The organism is Enterobacter sp. ENT02 (assembly GCF_019219165.1).
Classification (GTDB): Bacteria; Pseudomonadota; Gammaproteobacteria; order Enterobacterales; family Enterobacteriaceae; genus Enterobacter; species Enterobacter mori.
Window position 1 is genome coordinate 646,678 of record NZ_JAHUWD010000001.1, and the last position, 20,062, is coordinate 666,739.

A 20,062-nucleotide genomic window follows, 5' to 3' on the forward strand; every position below is an offset into this window, starting at 1 on the left:
TTTTATGCTACATGACTCGCGGCGATATCCAGCAGCGCCATCTCGTCGCTGTTCAGCAGCTTCTCAATGTTCACCAGAATCAGCATACGCTCGCCGAGCGCGCCCAGGCCAGTGAGGTATTCGGTCGACAGCGTGACCGCAAATTCCGGCGCAGGACGGATTTGATCAGAGGTCAGGGAGAGTACGTCCGATACGCCATCCACCACGATACCCACCACGCGCTGTCCCAGGTTGAGGACGATCACCACGGTGTTGTCGTTATACTCCACGTCGCCCTGGCTGAACTTCACACGCAGATCGACGATAGGCACGATCACGCCGCGCAGGTTGGTCACGCCTTTGATAAACGCAGGCGTGTTAGCGATGCGGGTAACCTGATCGTAACCACGAATTTCCTGCACTTTCAGGATATCGATGCCGTACTCCTCATCACCCAAAGTGAATACCAGGAATTCCTGCCCTGATGGCTCGCCCGCCAGCTTCGTTACATTACTCATACCGGTCATGTTTTTACCTTCTACTTAATCAGGCGGCTGTGTACGCCACACGTTGTTCACGATTTAATCCCTGAAGCGCCGACACATCGACGATCAGCGCCACGCTGCCATCGCCCAGAATGGTCGCAGCAGAAATCCCCGGCACTTTGCGGTAGTTGCTTTCGAGGTTCTTCACCACCACCTGGTGCTGACCAATCAACTGATCGACCAGCAGCGCGTAGCGGCGACCGGCACTTTGCAGGATCACCACGATGCCCTGCGTGGCTTCGGTTTTCGCGCCGTCCACTTCGAACACTTTCCACAGTTCAACCAGCGGGAGATACTCGCCGCGCACTTCCAGCACGCGCTCACCGCCCGCCAGCGGATGCAGATCTTCCTCACGTGGCTGGAGGGATTCCATCACCGCGTTCAGCGGCAGAATGAAGACTTCGTCCGCCACTTTGACTGACATGCCGTCAAGGATCGCCAGCGTCAACGGCAGCAGGATGCGAATGGTGGTGCCGGAACCCTGTTTAGACTGGATCTCAACGTGGCCGCCCATCTCCTGGATGTTACGTTTCACCACGTCCATGCCCACGCCGCGCCCGGACACGTCGGTCACCTGCTCGGCGGTTGAGAAGCCCGGCGCGAAGATCAGCATGCCCACTTCTTCGTCGGTCATGTTTTCGTTAACCGCCATGCCCTGCGAAATCGCCTTCGCGAGAATACGCTCGCGGTTCAGACCCGCACCGTCATCGGTCACTTCGATGCAGATGTTCCCGCCCTGATGTTCCGCGGAAAGAATCAGGTTTCCGACAGGGGATTTCCCCGCCGCCACGCGGTTTTCCGGCAACTCAATGCCGTGGTCCAGGCTGTTACGCACCAGGTGCGTTAACGGGTCAATGATGCGTTCAATCAGGCTTTTGTCCAGCTCGGTGGAGCTGCCCATCAGCGTCAGTTCGATCTGCTTATTGAGCTTGCTGGCCAGGTCGCGCACCAGGCGCGGGAAGCGGCTGAAAACATATTCCATCGGCATCATACGGATGGACATCACCGATTCCTGCAGATCGCGGGCGTTACGTTGTAACTGACCCATGCTGGTGATGAGATCGCCGTGGGTTACCGGGTCCAGTTCGTTAGAACGTTGTGCCAGCATCGACTGCGTGATCACCAGCTCACCGACGAGGTTAATCAGCTGATCAACCTTCTCAACCGCCACGCGGATGCTGGTAGATTCGCTGGAGCGCGCGGCCGGTTTTTCACCGCGGGCAGGTGCAGCCGTATCTTTCGGCACGGCTTTTAATGCAGGCGTGGCCGGTACGACGGCAGGCGCAGCCGCTTGTGCGACCTCTTCCACTGCGACAGGGGCATCGACTGCCGCGGTTTCAGTTTCAAAGGCAATTTGGTCGGCTTCGATAACAAAGCACAGCACCGCCACAATATCGTCCTGACTGATACCGTCATCCAGCGTCGCGGCAAGGCTGTCTTTGCCTTTCACCACGTTGCTCAATGTCGCCAGGTTGCCCAGTTCTTCTTCGAGAAGGTTGACTTCGCTCTCTTTAAGACGGGATAACACCACGCGCAGTTTCGCCGGGCGGTCGGCAACGGGCGCCGCGTCCTGTGCGGCTATGGCATCAACAACGCTCAGCTTCGCCGCCGGTACGGCAGCGACCACGTCACCTTTTGCTTCCAGCGCCAGCTGGCGCAGCGCGTTGCAGATGTATTCAAAGCTGGCGGCATCAGGCTCTGCCGAACTTTTATAGGCGTCGAGCTGTTCCTGCATAATATCTTTGGTTTCCAAAAACAGGTTGATAATGTCGGTATTGAGCTGCATCTCACCGCGTCGTGCTTCATCCAGCAGGTTTTCCATTAAATGGGTCGTTTCCTGCAAAATGGTAAATCCAAAGGTCCCTGCACCACCTTTAATAGAATGCGCTGCACGGAAAATGGCATTGAGCTGCTCTGAATCCGGTGCTTCAGGCACCAGGTCCAGCAGGTGTTGCTCCATATCGGCCAACAGTTCATCGGCTTCATCAAAAAATGTCTGGTAAAAATCGCTAATATCCATGCTCACGCTATCACCTCGGATTGGCTGGTGGCGATGTTGGAACGGCAGCCGAAGGAACGGCCCCAGGCTGTTTTAAATCGTCCAGTGACTCATTCTGACTTTCGGCGTTTTCATGCAGGATGGCCTGCTCCGCCTGCTGGTTCAGCACTAAAAGACTGATACGACGGTTGATGGCGTCGTCCGGCCCGCGGTCGGTGACGCGCATGGTTGCTGCCATGCCGACCACGCGCAGAACCTTGCCATCATCAAGCCCACCCGCCACCAGCTCGCGACGCGAGGCGTTGGCACGATCGGCAGAAAGCTCCCAGTTGCTGTATCCCTTCTCACCGCTGGCGTACGGGAAATCATCCGTGTGGCCTGACAGGCTGATTCGGTTAGGAATGCCGTTCAGGACCGGGGCAATGGCGCGTAAAATATCGCGCATGTACGGCTCAACGTCCGCACTGCCGGTTTTAAACATTGGGCGGTTCTGGCTGTCGATAATCTGGATACGCAGACCTTCCTGCACCAGATCGATCTTCAGGTGCGGGCGCAGCGCGCGCAGTTTCGGGTCCGCTTCGATCAGCTGATCGAGATCGCCACGCAGTTTCTTCAGGCGCGCCTGTTCCATTCGTCTTTTCAGATCGTCGATGTTTGGCTCTTTTTTCACTTCACCCTTCTGCTGGGTGTAATCGTCGCCACCGCCAGGAATGGGGCTCTCGCTGTTCGAAATGCGCGGCCCACCGGTCACCGCCGTTGCCAGCGGCGTTCTGAAATATTCCGCAATCTGGATCAGCTCTTTCGGGCTGGAGATGGAGATCAGCCACATCACCAGAAAGAACGCCATCATGGCAGTCATAAAGTCGGCGTAAGCAATTTTCCACGAGCCGTGGGAACCGTGTCCGTGCCCCTTATGCTTGCGCTTTTTTACGATGACGATCGGATGGGACTGGTTTTTCATGCGTCCTCAGTTGTCGTCTGTTGGTTTGGGTTTTTCACCGCACGCACGTGTTCTTCAAGCTCGATAAACGACGGACGCTCGCTGGAGTACAGCGTTTTACGGCCAAATTCGACGGCGATCGGGGGTGCGTAACCGTTGAGGTTGGAGAGCAGCGTGATCTTCACGCACTGCATCATTTTGGTGGTTTCCGCGCTCTTTTGACGCAGAACGCTCGCCAGCGGGGAGATAAAACCGTACGCCAGCAAAATACCGAGGAAAGTCCCGACCATCGCGTGGGCAATCAGCGCACCTAACTCTGCCGCCGGACGATCCGCCGAGGCCAGCGCGTGAACCACCCCCATTACCGCCGCAACGATACCAAACGCCGGAAGCGAGTCGCCCACCAGCGCCAGGCTGTTGGCTGGCACTTCAGATTCGCTTTCGTGGGTTTCGATCTCTTCGTCCATCAGCGCTTCAATTTCGAAGGTGTTCATGTTGCCGCTGATGATCAGGCGCAGGTAATCGACGATAAAATCCAGCATCATCGCGTCAGCCAGGATACGTGGATAGCTGGCGAAGATTTCGCTCTCTTTCGGGTTTTCGATGTCACGCTCCAGCGAGAACATGCCCTGCTGACGTGACTTCGCCATCAGGCGATAGAGCAGCGCCAGCAGATCCATATACATGCTTTTGGTGTATTTCGAGCGACGGAACAGCAACGGAATCGCTTTCAGCGTGCCCTTGATCGATTTACCGTTGTTACCAACGATAAAAGCCCCTACCCCTGCACCGCCGATGATAATAAGTTCAGCCGGTTGATAGAGTGCTCCAAGGTGCCCGCCGGTCATCATGTAACCGCCGAAAACTGTACCGAGAACTACCAGGTAACCTAATAAGATAAGCACGACATCATCCTTCCGCTAGTGACTAAGGCAGGACGTTCATTTCGACAGCGTTACCGGAATGCGGGGTAAAAAAAAGCAGCGGTAATTGCTTACCGCTGCTGGAATCTTGCCCACACGTTCGGGTTAAACAGCTTGTTCGATCTGTTCATCCAGCAGTTGTGGAATAATATCGGCAGCATCCCGGGAAAGTTTACGTCTTTTTACGGCGCGGGATGGAGGCTGGCATAAACTACAGGCGAAGCTGCCAGCAGGCTGATGAGCATGGGTAATAAAATTGCCATCGCAGCAGTTGCAGCGAGACAGTTCAAGCATTCCGCTTTCAACAAAACGCACCAGCGTCCATGCGCGGGTCAGTGCCAGCAGGGGTCCATCTTCCTGCTGAGGGCATTGTTCAAGGTAAAGTTTATACGCTTTGATCACGGCATCGACGCCGCTACACAAACCGGTTTTCAGAAGGTACTGCCAGGCGTTACAGAACATCGATGCATGGATATTCTGTTCCCAGGTCATAAACCAGTCCGTTGAGAACGGCAGCATTCCTTTAGGCGGTGGACTACCACGTAATTCTTTATACAGTTTGATGAGACGACCACGGCTCAACTGAGTCTCGCTTTCCAGCATTTGTAAACGAGCACCCAGCGTAATCAGCTCCATTGCCAGCTGTATATCACGCGCTTCCTGAACAATGCTTTTCTCGCTCATTTTTATGCCCTTTTCTTACGGGCAACGTCATCAGGCTGGCTGATTTCGCTGAGCAATCGTGTGGAGAGAAGAATACCGGTATGGACCTGTTGAAGATCGTCAACGCGGGATTCCTGGGTCAGACGCGTGATTGTCTGCGGATTATCAAAGCGGAACTGGCAAACGAGTTGATTCGTTTCTGCCAGCTTGACCATTTGCGGGAGTGTTAATCCCCCCAACATGGTTGCCATCTCTTCGTTAATACCCAGACGAAACATCGCGGACGCTTTGTCCTGACTAATCAAACGCTGCGCGAGCAGTAAATATGACAAATTGATGTCATAGATATGTTTTAGCAACTCGGATGTATGCATTGTTCCCATCCCGAATAACCAACTATTATTTTTATGCGGAAAGACCGCACCCCGTGATGTCGCCGGGAAATCACCCGGTATAAAAAAGAAAAGGCTAAATGCATAGTTGAATTTAGGTTTGTATTCAGCAAAACGTACAACAGCTGAAACGCAGCTGCGCCTCATCTCGTTTTATCATTTCTTACAAATAACTAAGATTTTTCCTAATTCGACGCAAACTCTACTCGTCAGTTTTGACACATACAATGCAGCCATCCTCAAATTTAAAAAAAATGTGATCTACGTCACACAATTTAAGTGAATATTCTCCATAAATCCATCAGTATGACTTGTAATTTGGTCAAAACTTAACCAAACGAGACTGTTTTATATTCTTGAAGAGCGAATACTCATGCATGCGTATGAACAGATACGGCATAGCAATTGCTTTTTCTGCTTATATTGACTACGTCAATCATTTACATCGCGTACATCTGGCAGTCACACTTCCCTTACTTAGTAAAAACATAGAGTTATGAAAAAAGCGCATAAAATTTATTTCACTGCGTGATCATTCAAATTGTGTTTATAACAGGTTAAAACGATTTAACGCGACTGACTAAAAAAAGTGTGATTTACGTTAAGTTGTTAATTTTTTTCATTTAGACACACTTTGCAATTATTCTTCTTATAAGAATAATTAATGAATAATTATGATAAGCTTCACACTAATGCCCTATTCCCCCCTTGCGGAAGTCTTGAAATCGCGGTAATGCTGAAGAAACCTTGTTGTTCAGACATCAAAGGAGTGCGTGATGAGTTACACCCATCTTCTTGTTTCTGTTGCGGTTTCTCCGGAAAGCCATCAACTCGTCGCCCGTGCCGTTTCTATCGCCAGACCCACCAATGCTCGCATCAGCCTGATCACACTGACAGCCGAACCCGAAATGTACAATCAACTGGCGGCCCCCATGCTGGAGGATATTCGTGAGGTTTTGCAGGAAGAAACACAGCAGTTTCTGCGAGAACTGGTAGAAAAGGCGCAATATCCGGTTCACCAGACCATTATTGCCACCGGGGAATTAAATGAACATATTCTTAGCTTGTGCCAAAAACAGAATATTGATTTGGTGATCTGCGGTAATCATAACCAAAGCTTTTTTTCGCGCGCGGCATGTTCGGCGAAATCGATTGTCGCCTCAAGCCAGGTGGATGTGTTGTTAGTCCCTCTCGGGGGCTCATAAAGCCCCCCCGAGGAATATCACGCCAGTTTAGGGAATGTCGCGATCTTTTTTTGCAGCTGTCCCTCATGGCTCTGCGGTTCAATTTCACGCAGATCGTCTATAAAACGAGCCTGCCAGTGGTTAATGTCATTTTTACGGATGGTCTCCATCATCTCCGCATGACGAGATATACGCTCCGCCAGCGGCATGGTTAAGGCGCGGTGGAGGGCGTTCGCGACGTCATCGCGATCGTAAGGGTTAACGATGAGTGCTGAAGTAAGCTCATTCGCCGCACCGGCAAATTGAGACAGCACCAGTACCCCAGGGTCCGCAGGATCTTGTGCTGCGACATACTCCTTTGCCACCAGATTCATCCCGTCACGCAGGGGCGTCACCAGCCCGACGTCCGCATAGCGAAAGACCTTCATCAGGATCTTGCGCTCAAAGTGTTGATTCAAATAGAAAAGGGGTGTCCAGCCCAGCTGTCCGTAGCGGCCGTTGATGCGCCCTGCTTCGGTCTCCAGCTGGTGACGAATATCCTGATAAGCCTGCACCTCGCCGCGCGACGTCGGCGCTATCTGCGTATAGCGAATTTTGCCGTGATGCTGCGGATATTTCTCCAGTAACGTCTCATACGCCAGGAAGCGCTCCGGTAAGCCTTTGGAGTAATCGAGGCGCTCTACTGAAAAGATATTCTTAACGTTTTTAAGCTCATTTTTAAGCTGTGCCAGTTTTGGCGGCAACGGGCCAGACGCTTGTTCGGCAATCTCTTCCGGCTCGATGCCAATAGGATAAACCTCCGTATGGAAGGTTTTCCCCCAGGCCGCGTGCGATTTTCCGCCATGCGTAACCAGCCGCGTTTTACCCGACACGCTGTCGAGGAAAGCCAGCCTGTCATTTTCAGTCTGGAAACCCAGGAGATCGTAATCGGACAGTGCTTCCAGAATCTCATCGTGCTGCGGAAGCGCCGTGAAGATCTCCGGCGTCGGGAAGGGAATATGCAGGAAGAAGCCGATGCGGTTATTGACGCCGCGTCTTCTCAACTCTCTGGCAAAGGGCAGAAGATGATAATCGTGGATCCATAAAATATCGTCTTCTTTAATTAATGGCAGCAGTTTATCGGCCAGCAGAGCATTAACGCGCATATAGCCGTCATAAGACTCGCGCTGGAATTTGACCAGATCCAGGCGGTAGTGGAAGGCAGGCCACAGTACGGCATTAGAGAACTCGGAATAATATTCGTTATAGTCCTGTTCGTTCAGGGCGAAAGAGGCCCACGTAATGTTGCCGCGCGAGACTTTCTTAAGCGGCTTGTCTTCGTTACTGATTTCCCCACTCCAGCCAAACCAGAGTCCTCCGGCGGCTTTTAGGGCACCTAATACCCCCACCGCCAGGCCACCCGCGCTGGCTTTTTTATCATCCGGCGGTGCAATGCGATTAGAGACGACGATTAAGCGACCCATATAGATTTCTCCCGTTGTGTTGCGCTATTTGTTGTTGTTGCTGGTTAGCGACGTCAGATATCCACTGCCAGACGCTGGCGACGCTTTCCAGCCGCCATCCGGCACATGTTTCTCCAGGCCCGACTTTGACAGACATCCCGCCGGCCTTATTTACCACCATAAACCCGGCCTCATCGGTCAGGTCATCCCCCAAAAATACCGGCTTACGCCCCTGAAAAGGCGGCTCGGCCATAAACGCCGCAATAGCAGCGCCTTTGTTGATCCCTTCAGGTTTAATCTCAATGACGCACTTCCCCGGCTGTAACGCGAGCTCCGGGTGCGCATCGGCCACGCCGCGGGCGATGGCAAATACTGCCGCTTCATGATGCGGTGCCTGACGATAGTGCAGAGCAAAGGCCATACCTTTGGCTTCCAGCTCGGTACCCGGCAGCGCCTCCAGAGCAGAAGAGAGATGAGCATGCAGCGACTGAATTAAGGCATCGGGGAGTGAGACAATATGCTGTTGATCATGGATATCGCGGCGCTCCGCTCCGTGTACACCGGCCAGCGGAAAGTGATATGGACTGGCGAGCACGTCCAGCTCGGCCATTGAGCGCCCTGAAATCAATGCCAGTGCTCCCTCGTTCATCCTCGAGAGCTGCTGCAAATTCTCTAACACCGTATCCGGTACGACGACCTCATCAGGATGCGGCTTTATCCCGGCGAGTGTTCCGTCGAGGTCAAAAAAGAAAGCAAATTTTCCGGGCAGTACAGGCGGTGCGGTTAACAAGTCAGCCACCCTTTTCCTCCTTACAGTGAGTAAACAGCCATGTAAGTATAGACAGTGTGACGGTGCTCGCCATTTGACAACCGCCCCGTCAGTAAAACTGGCGGGGCGGTTAAGGGGTCAACTATGGTTATTAGTTGAGCAATAAAAAGCGCGGAAAGGCGTTAAACGGTACGCTTCGCTTTTTGCTTGTAACGGTCGAAAATCACGGCTGCGAGCAGGATCAGACCACGCACCACGTACTGCGAGAATGGCGAAATATTCAACAGGTTCATGGCGTTCTCCACCGTCCCCAAAATCAGGATACCGGCCACCACATATGAGATTTTTCCGATGCCGCCTTTCAGGGAAACGCCCCCTAAAACGCAGGCTGAGATGACGATCAGCTCATAACCAATGGAGGTCATCGGCTGGCCGCTGGTCATGCGCGACGCCAGAATGATCCCTGCTGCTGCGGAGACCAGCCCGGAGAGCACAAAGATAATGATCTTGGTGCGCACCACCGGAACCCCCGCCAGGCGCGCCGCCTCTTCATTCCCGCCAATCGCCAGCGTGTTACGGCCAAACGTGGTGCGGTTAAGCAGGAAGCCAAACAGGATCAGGCAGGCAACCGTCAGCCAGATTGGCGCGGGCAAACCCAGCCAGTTGGCATAGCCCAGGGTAAAGAAGCGCTCGTCTTCGATCCCCACGGCTTTCCCGTCGGAGATGATGTAGGCCAGACCGCGCACAATTTGCATGGTCGCAAGCGTCGTGATCAGGGCGTTAATCTTCAGGCGGGCAATCACAAACCCGTTCACCAGGCCGCTCAGCACACCGAGCATCAACCCTGCAAAGACGCCAATCCACAGGCTCTCGGTCATGTTGATGACGACTGCCGTGGTCACGCCTGCACAGGCAATTACCGAGGCCACCGACAGGTCAAAATCGCCCGACGCCAGGCAGAACAGCATGCCGCAGGCCACCATGCCGGACATAGAGATTGCCAGCCCCAGCCCCTTCATATTAATGAAGGTGGCAAAGTTCGGCACAAAAATCGCGCAGGCGAGGAACAGCGCGGCAAAGACCACCAGCATACCGTACTGGTCCCAGATGCGGCCAAAACTGAAAGCCGACTTCGGCGCTCCGGATGTAGTTACAGAGGACATCATTGACTCCTTACTCAGGCGACAGCCTGGCTAACTTTAGGCATGGCGAGACTCAACGCCTGTTGTTCATTCGCCTGTTCATGCAGCAACTCACCGGCAATTTCACCTTCACGCATCACAACGATACGGTCGGCAACGCCAAGTACCTCAGGCAGATCGCTGGAGGCGAACAGCACCGCCACGCCACGTTTTGCCAGTTCATAAATCACGTTATAGATTTCGTGTTTTGCCCCTACGTCGATACCGCGCGTCGGCTCATCCAGCAAAATGACCTTCATATCTTCTGACAGCCAGCGGCCCAGAATGGCTTTTTGCTGATTACCGCCGGAGAGATTCATGATCAGCTGTTCCGCACCCGGCGTTTTGATGTTCAGCGAGCGGATATGGTGGTCGGCGTTGCTCGCTTCCCAGCCGTCATTGATCAGGCACCCCGCGCGGATGTATTTGCGTCTTGCAGAGATATTGATGTTGTCGCGCACCGAGTGGACCGGAATGATCCCCTCCGCTTTGCGATCTTCCGGGCAGAGCATCATGCCCGCATTGATCGCGTGAGCGGGCTTCTGGATATCGATTTTTTGACCGTCAATCGAGACCTGCCCCTGTGTGATCCGCGTGCCGCCAAACAACCCTTTCATCAGCTCGCTGCGCCCTGCCCCGACAAGGCCAAACAGCCCGACGATTTCACCGCTGCGCACCGAAAGAGAAATCGGCGTGCGCACGCCGGGCGCTTTAACGTTATCCAGACGCAGGCGCTCCGGGCCGTACTCGCGAGGCTGCCAGTGGTAAATATCGCCCAGCTCGCGTCCGACCATCGCCTGAACCAGCTGGTCATGGTTAACCTGTGCCATGTCCGTGAACGTCCGCACGTAGCGACCGTCCTTAAACACGGTGATGGCATCACTTAGGGCAAAGATCTCCTCCATACGGTGCGAAACGTACAGAATAATGCGGCCTTCTTTGCGCAGCTCGCGGATCACGCGGAACAGATTTTCAATTTCACGGGCGGAGAGCGAACTGGTCGGTTCATCAAAGGCGATAATCTTGGCGTTACGCGCCAGCGCCTTGGCAATTTCAACCATCTGCCACTGGCCGATGGAGAGATATTTCAGGGGCGTTTGCGGATCAACATCCAGCCCAAGGTGTTTAAGCTGCAGCCCCGCTTCGTAATTGAGTAGCGAACGATTTACCACGCCGCTTTTGTGCGGAAGCTGACCTAAATAGATGTTCTCTGCCACGGTCATTTCAGGAATGAGGTGCAGTTCCTGATAGATGATGGCGACCCCGGCATTGAGAGCCGCCGTCGTATCGGCAAACGCCACCTCTTCGCCGCGTATCGCCAGCGTGCCGGTTGTGGGGGTGTAGTTACCGCTGAGAATTTTCAACAGCGTGGATTTTCCCGCGCCGTTCTCCCCCATCAGCGCGTGGACCTGACCGGCATGGCAGTCGAAGCTGATATCGGTCAGCGCGTTAACACCGGGGAAGGTTTTCCCGATGCCGCGAAAAGAGAGATAGGGATCAGACTGTTGCATAACGACTCCGTGATTCCTGTAGTGTGTACGTCTGGCCCCTCAGGTGAATGAGGGGCACAATCACAGCGTATTACTTACCGCCCAGTCCTTTTTTCGCCAGCTCCTCTTTGAAGTTGTCGCGGGTGATCAGCACCACGTCGGTCACTTCGGTGAATTTCGGCGGTTCAGCCCCTTTGGTCACCCAGTTGTAGAGCATTTCGCTGGATTTGTAGCCGTGAACATCCGGGCTTGGCAGCAGCGAGCCATAGAAGCCGGTCGCCTGCGCTTTGGACAGTTCGCTGACCGCATCCACGCCGTTGATGCCGATGCCGATAACGTCAGGCGCCTTGAAGCCCTGGCCTTCGGTTGCGCGCACGCCGCCCAGCACGGTGTTGTCGTTCATGCCGACCACCAGCCAGTGTTTGACTTCCGGATGCTGGACCAGCATAGAGTTAGCCGCGTCGAACGCGCCCGGGATGTCGTTAGATTTGGTTGGCACTTTGTAGATCTGCTTTTCCGGGAAACCGGCCGCTTTCAGGGCGTCCATGGAACCGGTAGTACGACGACGCGCCGTGTCCAGCTCGTCAGCGGTAATCGCCATCACGCCGGTTTCTTTTACATCCCAGCCGCGTTTTTGCATCTCTTTATAGAGTTCCTGGCCCTGACGTTCGCCGATTTTGGTCGCCGCCATCATCACCAGCGGGACGCTGTCCATCGGCTTACCCTTGGCGTTCACGAACTGGTCATCAACCGCAATGACCTTCATGTCATAGCCACGTGCTTTGGCGGCAATCGCTGAACCCAGTTTCGGATCAGGGGTACAGATAACGAACCCTTTCGCACCGCTGGCCGCCAGGCTGTCGATGGCGTTCAGGGTTTTTTCACCGTCCGGCACGGCGATTTTAATCACTTCAAAACCTAAATCTTTTCCGGCTTTATCGGCGAATTTCCACTCGGTCTGGAACCAGGGTTCTTCAGGTTGTTTAACCAAAAAACCGAGTTTTAAATTTTCAGCGATAGCGGATTGTGACATAACGGCAGCCAGGCCGATGGCCGCCAGCGCTTTAGTAAATTTGTGCATGGTAAACTCCAGCTTTAGCAATCTTTTCTGTAGGGAATATTTGCGTGCTTCTTATTTAATCGGACTTAAAACAAGACATTAGCGCTTACCTCGTCATAAGCGTTAGTGCTGGTGATAGTTTTAGCGGGAAATTAATCATCCATAAGAGAGCGGCATCACACCGCAGAATTACAGTAATTGCGTACATAAATTCAGCGGAAAATGACATAAAAACGGCAGGAATTGTCAGACAATTAAAATGGGGTTAAGCAGAATAATCCATAAGATTAGCCAAGAAGTCCCTGACAGCCGGACGCCATCACGTCCGGCAGGGAAACTACCAGGCGTAATAGATGTGATCCGCGTGATCGCGGACAGGCGCTTCGTCACCCAACAGGCGAGCAGAAAGGGTCAGCGCAAAATCAAACGCGTGGCCCAGACCTTTACCGCTGATCAGGTTTTTATCTTCGACGACCGGTGCATCCACGTATTCACCGTCCATTACGGTTTTCCATAAATCTCCCGAGCAGACGTAACGGCGTCCTTTGAGTAACCCGTTACCGCCCAGCACGCGCGCTGCGGCAGAACAGAGGGGACAAATCAATTTTCCACTTTCATCATGTGTGGACACAAAACGGATGACCTCCCGGCTAGCGGCCAGATTGACGCTTCCCTCCGGCCCTCCGGGTAACACCACCGCATCGTAAAGCGTGTTCAGACGTTCGGATAACGTACAGTCTGCCACCATCGGGATGTTATGGTAGCTCATTACCGCCCGAGATTCTGCGCAAGCCAGGGTTTCCACCTCGATATTCAACCGACGCAGAATATCAATCGTAATAATTGCTTCTGCTTCCTCAAAACCAGGTGCCAGCAGCACCGCAACGTTGGCCATGTTAACCTCAGTGAATGGAATACATTAAAACACTGTTTCATTTTCACAGAGTCATCAGGAACAATCCTGCACGGCGATCACATTACCGTCATTTTTGCAAAAATTGATTTAGCGCAACTTTACGCCCATAGAATATATTTTGAATTAATCATGCATATTTGTTCTATTCACAGAATATTCTGTTACCAGACTATTTAACGCTGTGATCCCAGAGCAATAAATATATTAACACCTATTAAAATCAATCACTTATTGATGTATTAATTTATATCTATCTGTTTGAGATTCTGTACTATATTAAAATTTGTAATCTATGGTAAATACGGACGGATTAAGAGTTTTCTTAATCCGGAGACAAGGGTATGCTTATTTATATCGAACACAGGATGTGAATATTCGGTCAACTTCCGTCAATGCAGAATTGCCTTCTGCCATGTGATTTTATGTACCTGCCGGGTCAGGTTTAGCTGCGGACATCACGTCCCACAGTCAATAAGGATATGAGTATGACTACCCAAACGATGATGCAAAAACTGAATGCCCAAATGAACCTGGAGTTCTACGCCTCCAATTTGCACCTGCATTTGAGCGCGTGGTGCTCCGAGAACAGTCTTAATGGTTCAGCCACGTTCTTTCGTACTCAGGCGCAAAGTAACGTTACGCATATGATGCGCGTCTTTAACTTTCTGAAAGCTGTAGGGGCGAACCCTATCGTAAAAGCCCTGGACACGATCGACGATAACTACTCTTCGCTGGAAGAATTGTTCCAGAAAACGCTTGAAGAGTATGAACAGCGCTGCAGCACACTCAGCAAACTGGCTGATGAAGCCAAAGCGCAGCACGACAGCATTACCCTGAAATTCCTGCGCGATATGGACAAAGAGCAGCAGCAGGACGGTACGCTGCTCAAAACGCTTGCGGACGAACTCCGCAATGCGAAGCATGCCGGTTTATGCCCGGAGCAAACTGACCGTCATCTGCTCGACATTGTCACCGTTCAGCGCCACTGAGCACGACTGACCTGCTCCTGACCGGGGCAGGTTCCTCCCACAACCTCCTGCTTTGTCTGAGATTTAACAAATCAGATCTTGCTCCCAATGAATAACCCTACATCGTGTAATGATTTATTTAATTACATAATGTTTGACGAGGGAGCATCATGATCACCATTGAGTTTATTGTTGTTATTGCCTGTCTGCTGGTCGGGACCCGCTTTGGCGGGATGGGACTGGGGCTAATCAGCGGTATTGGCCTGTTTATTCTGAGCTTCATTTTTGGGCTTCAACCTGGCAAACCGCCGGTTGACGTGATGCTGACCATTCTCGCGGTGATTGGCTGTGCGGCCACCCTGCAGACTGCCGGTGGTCTGAACGTGATGATGCAGTTCGCCGAGCGTCTGTTGCGCAAACATCCGCAGCACATCACTCTCCTCGCCCCCTTCACCACCTGGATGCTGACCTTTCTGTGCGGCACGGGACACGTGGTTTACACCATGTTCCCCATCATTGCCGATATTGCGCTGAAAAAAGGGATCCGCCCGGAACGCCCCATGGCGGTAGCCTCCGTGGCTTCGCAAATGGCCATCACCGCCTCGCCTGTATCGGTCGCGGTTGTGTCGCTGGTGTCGATTCTCGGCGCACAGCACGGGATTGGTCACGCGTGGGGGATCCTGGAGATCCTCGCCGTATCCGTACCTGCCTCGCTGTTTGGGGTGGCGATTGCAGCACTGTGGAGTTTACGTCGCGGCAAAGATTTAGCGGATGACGTAGAGTTTCAGGAAAAGCTGAAAGATCCGAAACAGCGGGAATTTATCTATGGCGGCACGGAAACGCTCATGAATCAGCGCTTCCCGAAACAGGCCTACTGGTCCACCTGGATCTTCTTCACCGGGATTGCCATCGTGGTTCTGCTCGGTGCCCTGCCTGAATTGCGCCCTGCTTTTGAGGTAAAAGGCAAAATGGCGGCGCTTTCGATGAACCTGGTCATCCAGATGATGATGCTGATTGCCGGTGCTGTCATGCTAATGGCCTGCAAGGTGAATGCCTCTGCCATCTCGAACGGTGCGGTGTTTAAAGCGGGAATGGTTGCGATCTTCTCGGTGTTTGGCGTGGCGTGGATGAGCGATACCTTTTTCCAGGCGCATCTGGATGAACTGAAAATGGCGCTGGAAGGGGTCGTGAAAAGCCACCCGTGGACCTATGCCATTGTACTGTTTCTGGTTTCTAAACTGGTGAACAGCCAGGCGGCGGCGTTAACTGCGGTTGCGCCGATGGGCTTAATGCTGGGCATCGATCCGAAAATGCTGATCGCCTTCTTCCCGGCCTCCTACGGCTACTTTGTCTTACCGACCTACCCCAGCGATCTGGCCTGCATCGGCTTTGACCGTTCAGGCACCACCCGCATCGGCAAATTTATCATCAACCACAGCTTCATCCTGCCGGGGCTGATCGGCGTGAGCTGCGCCTGTGCGGCGAGCTACCTGCTGGTCCAGACCTTCTTCTAACAGTATCTCGGGCGACTGACAGGGTCGCCCGTTTCACGGCTTAGTGAGACTCGCCCTGCGGGGTGAATCGTAGCTCGATCAGTGCGATGGCTTTCTGAATAGCGCGAAGCGTAACCGGATCGGCTGCCGCCGGATGGCTGGTAAAATCGATGTTTTTCAGCTGGGTCGACATTTTTTCACGCACTTCGACAGGCGCGATAACGTCAATCACATCAAGGATTTGCTTAATAACCAGTTGACAGGCAACGACGTCAGAGACCAGTTCCTGATCGGCGCTCAGGTTTTGTGACATGGGTTTTCTCCTTAGTTAAAGGCCGCCATAGTAGCAAACCGCGCGCCCTTTCATCTCTTTCTCGTCGCCCGCAGGCATAAAAAAACCTGCCGAAGCAGGTTTTTTTATCAGAACATCGCACCCGGTGGGACGTCTTTGAAAGTCGTGCAGTAGTTAGCCCACATGCTTTTCAGGATTTTGCGCAGTTTCATTATGTTGCTCCAGTAACGTGTTATGCAGGTGTTATTGTCAATGCGCTTATAATATGACCACCATCACAAAAATCAATCATTTTGTGACTAACATCACACAAACAAATCCACCAGTGCTACAACAATGTTACGAAAAAAGCCGCAAAATCCACGGGTTACGCCCATATAAATTCCAGTAAATTTTTATAAAAAATTTTGATACGCCAGGAAAGTTATGGATGTCATCACATGCTGTTAGCCAACAATCCCCCGAACGAAGGCTTCGATCTCTTTATCCTGGCAGTTTTCAAAGAAACACTGCTGGAAGCGGTGACCGGATACGGCGGTTTTCACCAGTTCAGGATCGATTGCGCGCAGGGTATCAAGGTAATTTTCTTTTACCACCGCCGCTTTCACCTGATTCAGGATCCCCGCGTTACGCACCTGAGGCTCTTTACGCTCTGGCGGATACCCCTCGCCGTTACGGCCCGTGAAGGCTTTCTCAAAGATAAAGCGCACGTTCAATTCAGCGCCCCAGCCAAAGCCTTTGGCAAATGGCAGGGACAGCGCGTTACCGTTGTTGATCTGCGCAAACAGGAAGGCGTCAGCAGGATCGATGCAATAGCCGCAAATCACGCCCGGATGGATATTCAGCGACATCAGCGCCCCCTGGCCGGTACCGCAGCCGGTCACGACAAAATCCACGGCTCTGGAATTCAGCAGAATGCTCGCCATAATGCCCAGATGGATATAGGTAAGATGGTGGTCGTTCTCGTCGCTCATCCCGACGTTATACACCGGGAAGCCTTTTTCATCGGCAACGGCTTTTAGCTCATTAAGGATGATGGGATTTTTAGCTGCCTGGCTGTTTTCCATCATCAGCGCAATTTTCATCGTGTCTCTCCTGAATGTGTGGCGGACAAGCCCGCTGTGGATACCTTATCCCCTTAACCTTACTATCAAACAAACACTCTTTCAAATTAAGTGAAAATGCGTTTTAAAAAACGCAATTGCGCTCACAGTTTCGTGACCTGATGCGGTTCGTTGCGAAGAGAAAGGGTTGATCCTCGGGCTATTCGAGGCATTGACTGGAACAGTTGATGCTAAAATAGCGTATTTCCCTCTTCACGCAGAGTGAACCATGAAAAGAGTAATCATCGCCGGAACGATCCTGCTTCTCGCGGGATGCAACGTTAACCGTCAGGCGGAGGTCAGTCACCTTGACGCCCCCAACGGAGTTGTCCGCCTCGACTACGGCCAGGCCATGCTGCAAAACGCCCATTCCGATGCGTATGTGAATAACGGCACCGCAGTGAAAGCCTGTCAGGGCATGGGATATGCCACCGCCTCCGCCTATGGTCAGCCTGTCAAAACCTGTACCCTGATTAGCGGATCGCTGTGCCTGAACGAGAGCGTGACCATTCAGTATAAATGCATGGGCTACGCCGTGAATCCTAACGTCACGAATCCATGGTATTAATGTCGTCTGCCAGCAGAGCTGGCAGTCTTTTTAATTAAGAACACAAACAATTCTCATTAATAAATATAAAACGTGCCAATGCGTGTTATTCCCATTCGTATTTTTAAATAAACAAATATTTATTTTACGTTTTGCAAATAATTAAATAACAAATTATAGTGTCGCTCATTGTGAACCAGAAATAATAAATCGGAGCGCCACCATGCTGAAAACTGAAATGATCGACAAGCTCAATGCTCAAATGAACCTTGAGCTTTATTCATCCCTTCTTTACCAGCAGATGAGCGCCTGGTGCAGCTATCACAGCTTTGAAGGTGCCGCCGCGTTTCTGCGTCGTCACGCACAGGAAGAGATGACGCACATGCAGCGTCTCTTTGATTATCTGACGGATACGGGCAGCCTGCCGCGCATTGATACGGTCGCCTCTCCGGTTGCTGAATACGGTTCTCTTGATGAACTGTTCCGCGCCACTTACGAGCACGAACAGCTGATCACCCAGAAAATTAATGAACTGGTTCATGCTGCAATGACCAGCCAGGATTATCCGACCTTTAATTTCCTGCAATGGTACGTTGCTGAGCAACACGAAGAAGAAAAACTGTTTAAATCCGTGCTGGATAAATTGTCTCTGGCCGGTAAATCAGGTGAAGGTCTTTACTTTATTGATAAAGAACTGGCGACACTCGATACGCAAAATTAATTCCCACACGGTGCTGAACCCTCAGCACCGTTTTAATGCCCCCTCTACTTATTACCTCTCCCCTTCGCCTCACGGTTCAACAGATGTTTGCCCCTCGCCAAAGCGTAAACTTAAAATTACACGGGTTGTAACGGTGATTTGACGAGTTCACGCTTTTCCCTTACTCTGCGCCGCAGATTAGGTCGCGATTAAGAATCGTTGTAGAGGAAAGCGTGAAAAACAGAGCTCTGGGAAGTATTTTCATCGTCGCAGGAACGACGATTGGCGCAGGAATGCTGGCCATGCCGTTGGCGGCCGCAGGCGTCGGATTTGGCGTAACGTTATTGCTTCTCGCCACACTCTGGGCGTTGATGTGTTACACCGCTCTGCTGTTGCTGGAGGTTTATCAGCACGTCCCTGCCGACACGGGTTTAGGTTCGCTGGCTGCACGCTACCTGGGACGTTATGGCCAGTGGGTTACAGGCTTTAGCATGATGTTCCTGATGTACGCCCTGACGGCTGCCTACATTAGCGGAGCCGGAGAGCTGATCGCGTCCAGCGTCAATGATGGGTTTGGTACACACATTACGCCCGGCACAGGCGCGGTCTTCTTCGCGCTCATCGGCGGCGGCGTGGTATGTATTGGCACATCGCTTGTCGATCTGTTTAACCGCTTTCTGTTCAGCGCCAAGATTATTTTCCTGGTTGTGATGCTGGTTCTGCTTGCGCCGCACGTTCACAAGATTAACCTGCTGACGCTGCCGCTGGAAAAAGGGCTGGCGCTTTCCGCGATCCCGGTGATTTTCACCTCGTTCGGTTTTCACGGCAGCGTGCCGAGTATCGTCAGCTATATGAATGGCGATACCCGCAAGCTGCGCCGCATCTTTATCATCGGCAGCGCGATTCCGCTGGTCGCCTACATCTTCTGGCAGCTGGTCACGCTGGGCAGCATTGACTCCTCAACCTTTATCGGTTTAATGGCTGCGCATTCCGGCCTGAATGGTTTCCTGATGGCGCTGCGTGAGGTGGTGACCTCTCCACACGTCGAGCTGGCGGTACATTTGTTCGCTGACCTGGCGCTGGCGACGTCGTTTTTGGGCGTGGCGCTCGGCCTGTTTGATTATCTGGCCGATCTGTTCCAGCGCCGCAATACCGTTGCCGGACGCTTGCAAACGGGTGCAATTACCTTCCTGCCGCCACTGGCCTTTGCGCTGTTTTACCCGCGTGGCTTTGTAATGGCGCTGGGCTATGCGGGTGTGGCGTTATCCGTCCTCGCGCTGCTGTTGCCTTCCCTGCTGGCATGGAAGAGCCGTCAGCAGCATCCTCAGCAAGGTTATCGCGTGGCGGGAGGTAAACCGCTGCTGTGCATCGTGTTTGCCTGTGGCGTGGTGATTATTCTGGTGCAATTCCTCATAGCAGCGGGAATGCTGCCGGAAGTGGGGTAATAAAAAAGGGGCTACGATTAGCCCCTTTCTT

21 protein-coding genes are annotated in these 20,062 nt (G+C 52.6%); 6 read left to right on the plus strand and 15 right to left on the minus strand.

The genetic code is table 11. From position 1 onward, the window contains the following. Window positions 1–2: 2 nt before the first annotated feature. The 6 genes from cheW to flhD all read right to left on the minus strand — a co-directional run bounded on the left by cheW (window position 3) and on the right by flhD (window position 5,423). A complete protein-coding gene (cheW, locus tag KW829_RS02900; RefSeq protein ID WP_010432502.1) occupies window positions 3–506 on the minus strand; it encodes a chemotaxis protein CheW in 504 nt (167 codons plus the stop codon). Window positions 507–525: 19 nt separating this feature from the next. After that, window positions 526–2,550 (minus strand): chemotaxis protein CheA, encoded by a 2,025-nt coding sequence (gene cheA / locus KW829_RS02905; RefSeq protein WP_218307554.1) that lies wholly within the window; start codon window positions 2,548–2,550, stop codon window positions 526–528. Window positions 2,551–2,554: 4 nt separating this feature from the next. After that, entirely contained in the window at window positions 2,555–3,484 is a 930-nt protein-coding gene (gene motB / locus KW829_RS02910; RefSeq protein ID WP_010432487.1) for a flagellar motor protein MotB, read from the minus strand. After that, entirely contained in the window at window positions 3,481–4,368 is an 888-nt protein-coding gene (motA, locus tag KW829_RS02915; RefSeq protein ID WP_008500417.1) for a flagellar motor stator protein MotA, read from the minus strand. Before motA ends, motB begins: the two co-directional genes overlap by 4 nt. Window positions 4,369–4,491: 123 nt before the next feature. After that, the gene (gene flhC, locus KW829_RS02920; RefSeq protein WP_172411157.1) at window positions 4,492–5,076 is read right to left on the minus strand and encodes a flagellar transcriptional regulator FlhC; all 585 of its coding nucleotides are present in this window, start codon (window positions 5,074–5,076) and stop codon (window positions 4,492–4,494) included. After that, on the minus strand, window positions 5,073–5,423 hold the full coding sequence (gene flhD, locus KW829_RS02925) for a flagellar transcriptional regulator FlhD (protein ID WP_010432485.1): 351 nt from the start codon (window positions 5,421–5,423) through the stop codon (window positions 5,073–5,075). Before flhD ends, flhC begins: the two co-directional genes overlap by 4 nt. 794 nt (window positions 5,424–6,217) lie before the next feature. Between flhD and uspC the strand changes: the two genes are divergently transcribed. After that, a complete protein-coding gene (gene uspC / locus KW829_RS02930) occupies window positions 6,218–6,646 on the plus strand; it encodes a universal stress protein UspC (RefSeq protein ID WP_010432484.1) in 429 nt (142 codons plus the stop codon). Between the two features lie 17 nt (window positions 6,647–6,663). Here the strand turns inward: uspC and otsA are convergent, their stop codons facing one another. From otsA to KW829_RS02960, 6 genes are all read right to left on the minus strand, one after another. Then, window positions 6,664–8,088 (minus strand): alpha,alpha-trehalose-phosphate synthase, encoded by a 1,425-nt coding sequence (gene otsA, locus KW829_RS02935; protein WP_214605566.1) that lies wholly within the window; start codon window positions 8,086–8,088, stop codon window positions 6,664–6,666. Beyond that, window positions 8,063–8,866, minus strand: a complete 804-nt coding sequence (gene otsB, locus KW829_RS02940; protein ID WP_089601068.1) for a trehalose-phosphatase — start codon at window positions 8,864–8,866, stop codon at window positions 8,063–8,065. Before otsB ends, otsA begins: the two co-directional genes overlap by 26 nt. Before the next feature lie 152 nt (window positions 8,867–9,018). Then, window positions 9,019–9,999: an arabinose ABC transporter permease AraH gene (gene araH, locus KW829_RS02945; protein ID WP_010432481.1), complete on the minus strand. Its 981-nt coding sequence runs from the start codon at window positions 9,997–9,999 to the stop codon at window positions 9,019–9,021. Between the two features lie 14 nt (window positions 10,000–10,013). Continuing rightward, window positions 10,014–11,528, minus strand: coding sequence for an L-arabinose ABC transporter ATP-binding protein AraG (gene araG, locus KW829_RS02950; protein WP_010432479.1), 1,515 nt, complete (start codon window positions 11,526–11,528; stop codon window positions 10,014–10,016). Between the two features lie 70 nt (window positions 11,529–11,598). Beyond that, entirely contained in the window at window positions 11,599–12,588 is a 990-nt protein-coding gene (araF, locus tag KW829_RS02955; protein WP_049006600.1) for an arabinose ABC transporter substrate-binding protein AraF, read from the minus strand. 316 nt (window positions 12,589–12,904) lie between these two features. Continuing rightward, a complete protein-coding gene (locus KW829_RS02960; RefSeq protein ID WP_218307555.1) occupies window positions 12,905–13,462 on the minus strand; it encodes a DJ-1 family glyoxalase III in 558 nt (185 codons plus the stop codon). Window positions 13,463–13,968: 506 nt separating this feature from the next. Here KW829_RS02960 and KW829_RS02965 point away from each other — a divergent pair. Further along, the gene (locus tag KW829_RS02965) at window positions 13,969–14,472 is read left to right on the plus strand and encodes a non-heme ferritin-like protein (RefSeq protein ID WP_010432470.1); all 504 of its coding nucleotides are present in this window, start codon (window positions 13,969–13,971) and stop codon (window positions 14,470–14,472) included. A gap of 149 nt (window positions 14,473–14,621) precedes the next feature. Beyond that, window positions 14,622–15,965, plus strand: coding sequence for an anaerobic C4-dicarboxylate transporter (locus KW829_RS02970; RefSeq protein WP_010432467.1), 1,344 nt, complete (start codon window positions 14,622–14,624; stop codon window positions 15,963–15,965). Between the two features lie 40 nt (window positions 15,966–16,005). On the opposite strand, the gene KW829_RS02975 is transcribed toward KW829_RS02970, so the two are convergent. From KW829_RS02975 to KW829_RS02985, 3 genes are all read right to left on the minus strand, one after another. Continuing rightward, complete coding sequence (locus KW829_RS02975; protein ID WP_006176098.1) at window positions 16,006–16,257, minus strand: DUF2766 family protein; 252 nt, start codon at window positions 16,255–16,257, stop codon at window positions 16,006–16,008. A gap of 107 nt (window positions 16,258–16,364) precedes the next feature. Next, the gene (azuC, locus tag KW829_RS02980) at window positions 16,365–16,448 is read right to left on the minus strand and encodes a stress response protein AzuC (protein WP_003859682.1); all 84 of its coding nucleotides are present in this window, start codon (window positions 16,446–16,448) and stop codon (window positions 16,365–16,367) included. A gap of 234 nt (window positions 16,449–16,682) precedes the next feature. Next, a complete protein-coding gene (locus KW829_RS02985) occupies window positions 16,683–17,321 on the minus strand; it encodes an RpiB/LacA/LacB family sugar-phosphate isomerase (RefSeq protein ID WP_010432458.1) in 639 nt (212 codons plus the stop codon). Between the two features lie 247 nt (window positions 17,322–17,568). Here KW829_RS02985 and yecR point away from each other — a divergent pair, with 247 nt between their 5' ends. From yecR to tyrP, 3 genes are all read left to right on the plus strand, one after another. Then, complete coding sequence (yecR, locus tag KW829_RS02990) at window positions 17,569–17,907, plus strand: YecR family lipoprotein (protein WP_010432455.1); 339 nt, start codon at window positions 17,569–17,571, stop codon at window positions 17,905–17,907. 202 nt (window positions 17,908–18,109) lie between these two features. Then, window positions 18,110–18,607 carry a non-heme ferritin gene (ftnA, locus tag KW829_RS02995; RefSeq protein WP_010432452.1) on the plus strand — a complete coding sequence of 166 codons (498 nt, stop codon included), beginning with the start codon at window positions 18,110–18,112 and terminating at the stop codon, window positions 18,605–18,607. A gap of 212 nt (window positions 18,608–18,819) precedes the next feature. Continuing rightward, window positions 18,820–20,031 (plus strand): tyrosine transporter TyrP, encoded by a 1,212-nt coding sequence (tyrP, locus tag KW829_RS03000; RefSeq protein WP_089598426.1) that lies wholly within the window; start codon window positions 18,820–18,822, stop codon window positions 20,029–20,031. Window positions 20,032–20,062: the final 31 nt, after the last annotated feature.

Coding starts and splice junctions, on each gene's coding strand:
- motB (WP_010432487.1), bottom strand. CDS start 3,484: ATGAAAAACCAGTCCCATCCGATCGTCATCGTAAAAAAGCGCAAGCAT.
- yecR (WP_010432455.1), top strand. CDS start 17,569: ATGAAAAGAGTAATCATCGCCGGAACGATCCTGCTTCTCGCGGGATGC.
- KW829_RS02960 (WP_218307555.1), bottom strand. CDS start 13,462: ATGGCCAACGTTGCGGTGCTGCTGGCACCTGGTTTTGAGGAAGCAGAA.
- KW829_RS02965 (WP_010432470.1), top strand. CDS start 13,969: ATGACTACCCAAACGATGATGCAAAAACTGAATGCCCAAATGAACCTG.
- araF (WP_049006600.1), bottom strand. CDS start 12,588: ATGCACAAATTTACTAAAGCGCTGGCGGCCATCGGCCTGGCTGCCGTT.
- KW829_RS02975 (WP_006176098.1), bottom strand. CDS start 16,257: ATGTCACAAAACCTGAGCGCCGATCAGGAACTGGTCTCTGACGTCGTT.
- uspC (WP_010432484.1), top strand. CDS start 6,218: ATGAGTTACACCCATCTTCTTGTTTCTGTTGCGGTTTCTCCGGAAAGC.
- flhD (WP_010432485.1), bottom strand. CDS start 5,423: ATGCATACATCCGAGTTGCTAAAACATATCTATGACATCAATTTGTCA.
- azuC (WP_003859682.1), bottom strand. CDS start 16,448: ATGAAACTGCGCAAAATCCTGAAAAGCATGTGGGCTAACTACTGCACG.
- araH (WP_010432481.1), bottom strand. CDS start 9,999: ATGTCCTCTGTAACTACATCCGGAGCGCCGAAGTCGGCTTTCAGTTTT.
- KW829_RS02970 (WP_010432467.1), top strand. CDS start 14,622: ATGATCACCATTGAGTTTATTGTTGTTATTGCCTGTCTGCTGGTCGGG.
- KW829_RS02985 (WP_010432458.1), bottom strand. CDS start 17,321: ATGAAAATTGCGCTGATGATGGAAAACAGCCAGGCAGCTAAAAATCCC.
- ftnA (WP_010432452.1), top strand. CDS start 18,110: ATGCTGAAAACTGAAATGATCGACAAGCTCAATGCTCAAATGAACCTT.
- araG (WP_010432479.1), bottom strand. CDS start 11,528: ATGCAACAGTCTGATCCCTATCTCTCTTTTCGCGGCATCGGGAAAACC.
- otsA (WP_214605566.1), bottom strand. CDS start 8,088: ATGGGTCGCTTAATCGTCGTCTCTAATCGCATTGCACCGCCGGATGAT.
- cheW (WP_010432502.1), bottom strand. CDS start 506: ATGACCGGTATGAGTAATGTAACGAAGCTGGCGGGCGAGCCATCAGGG.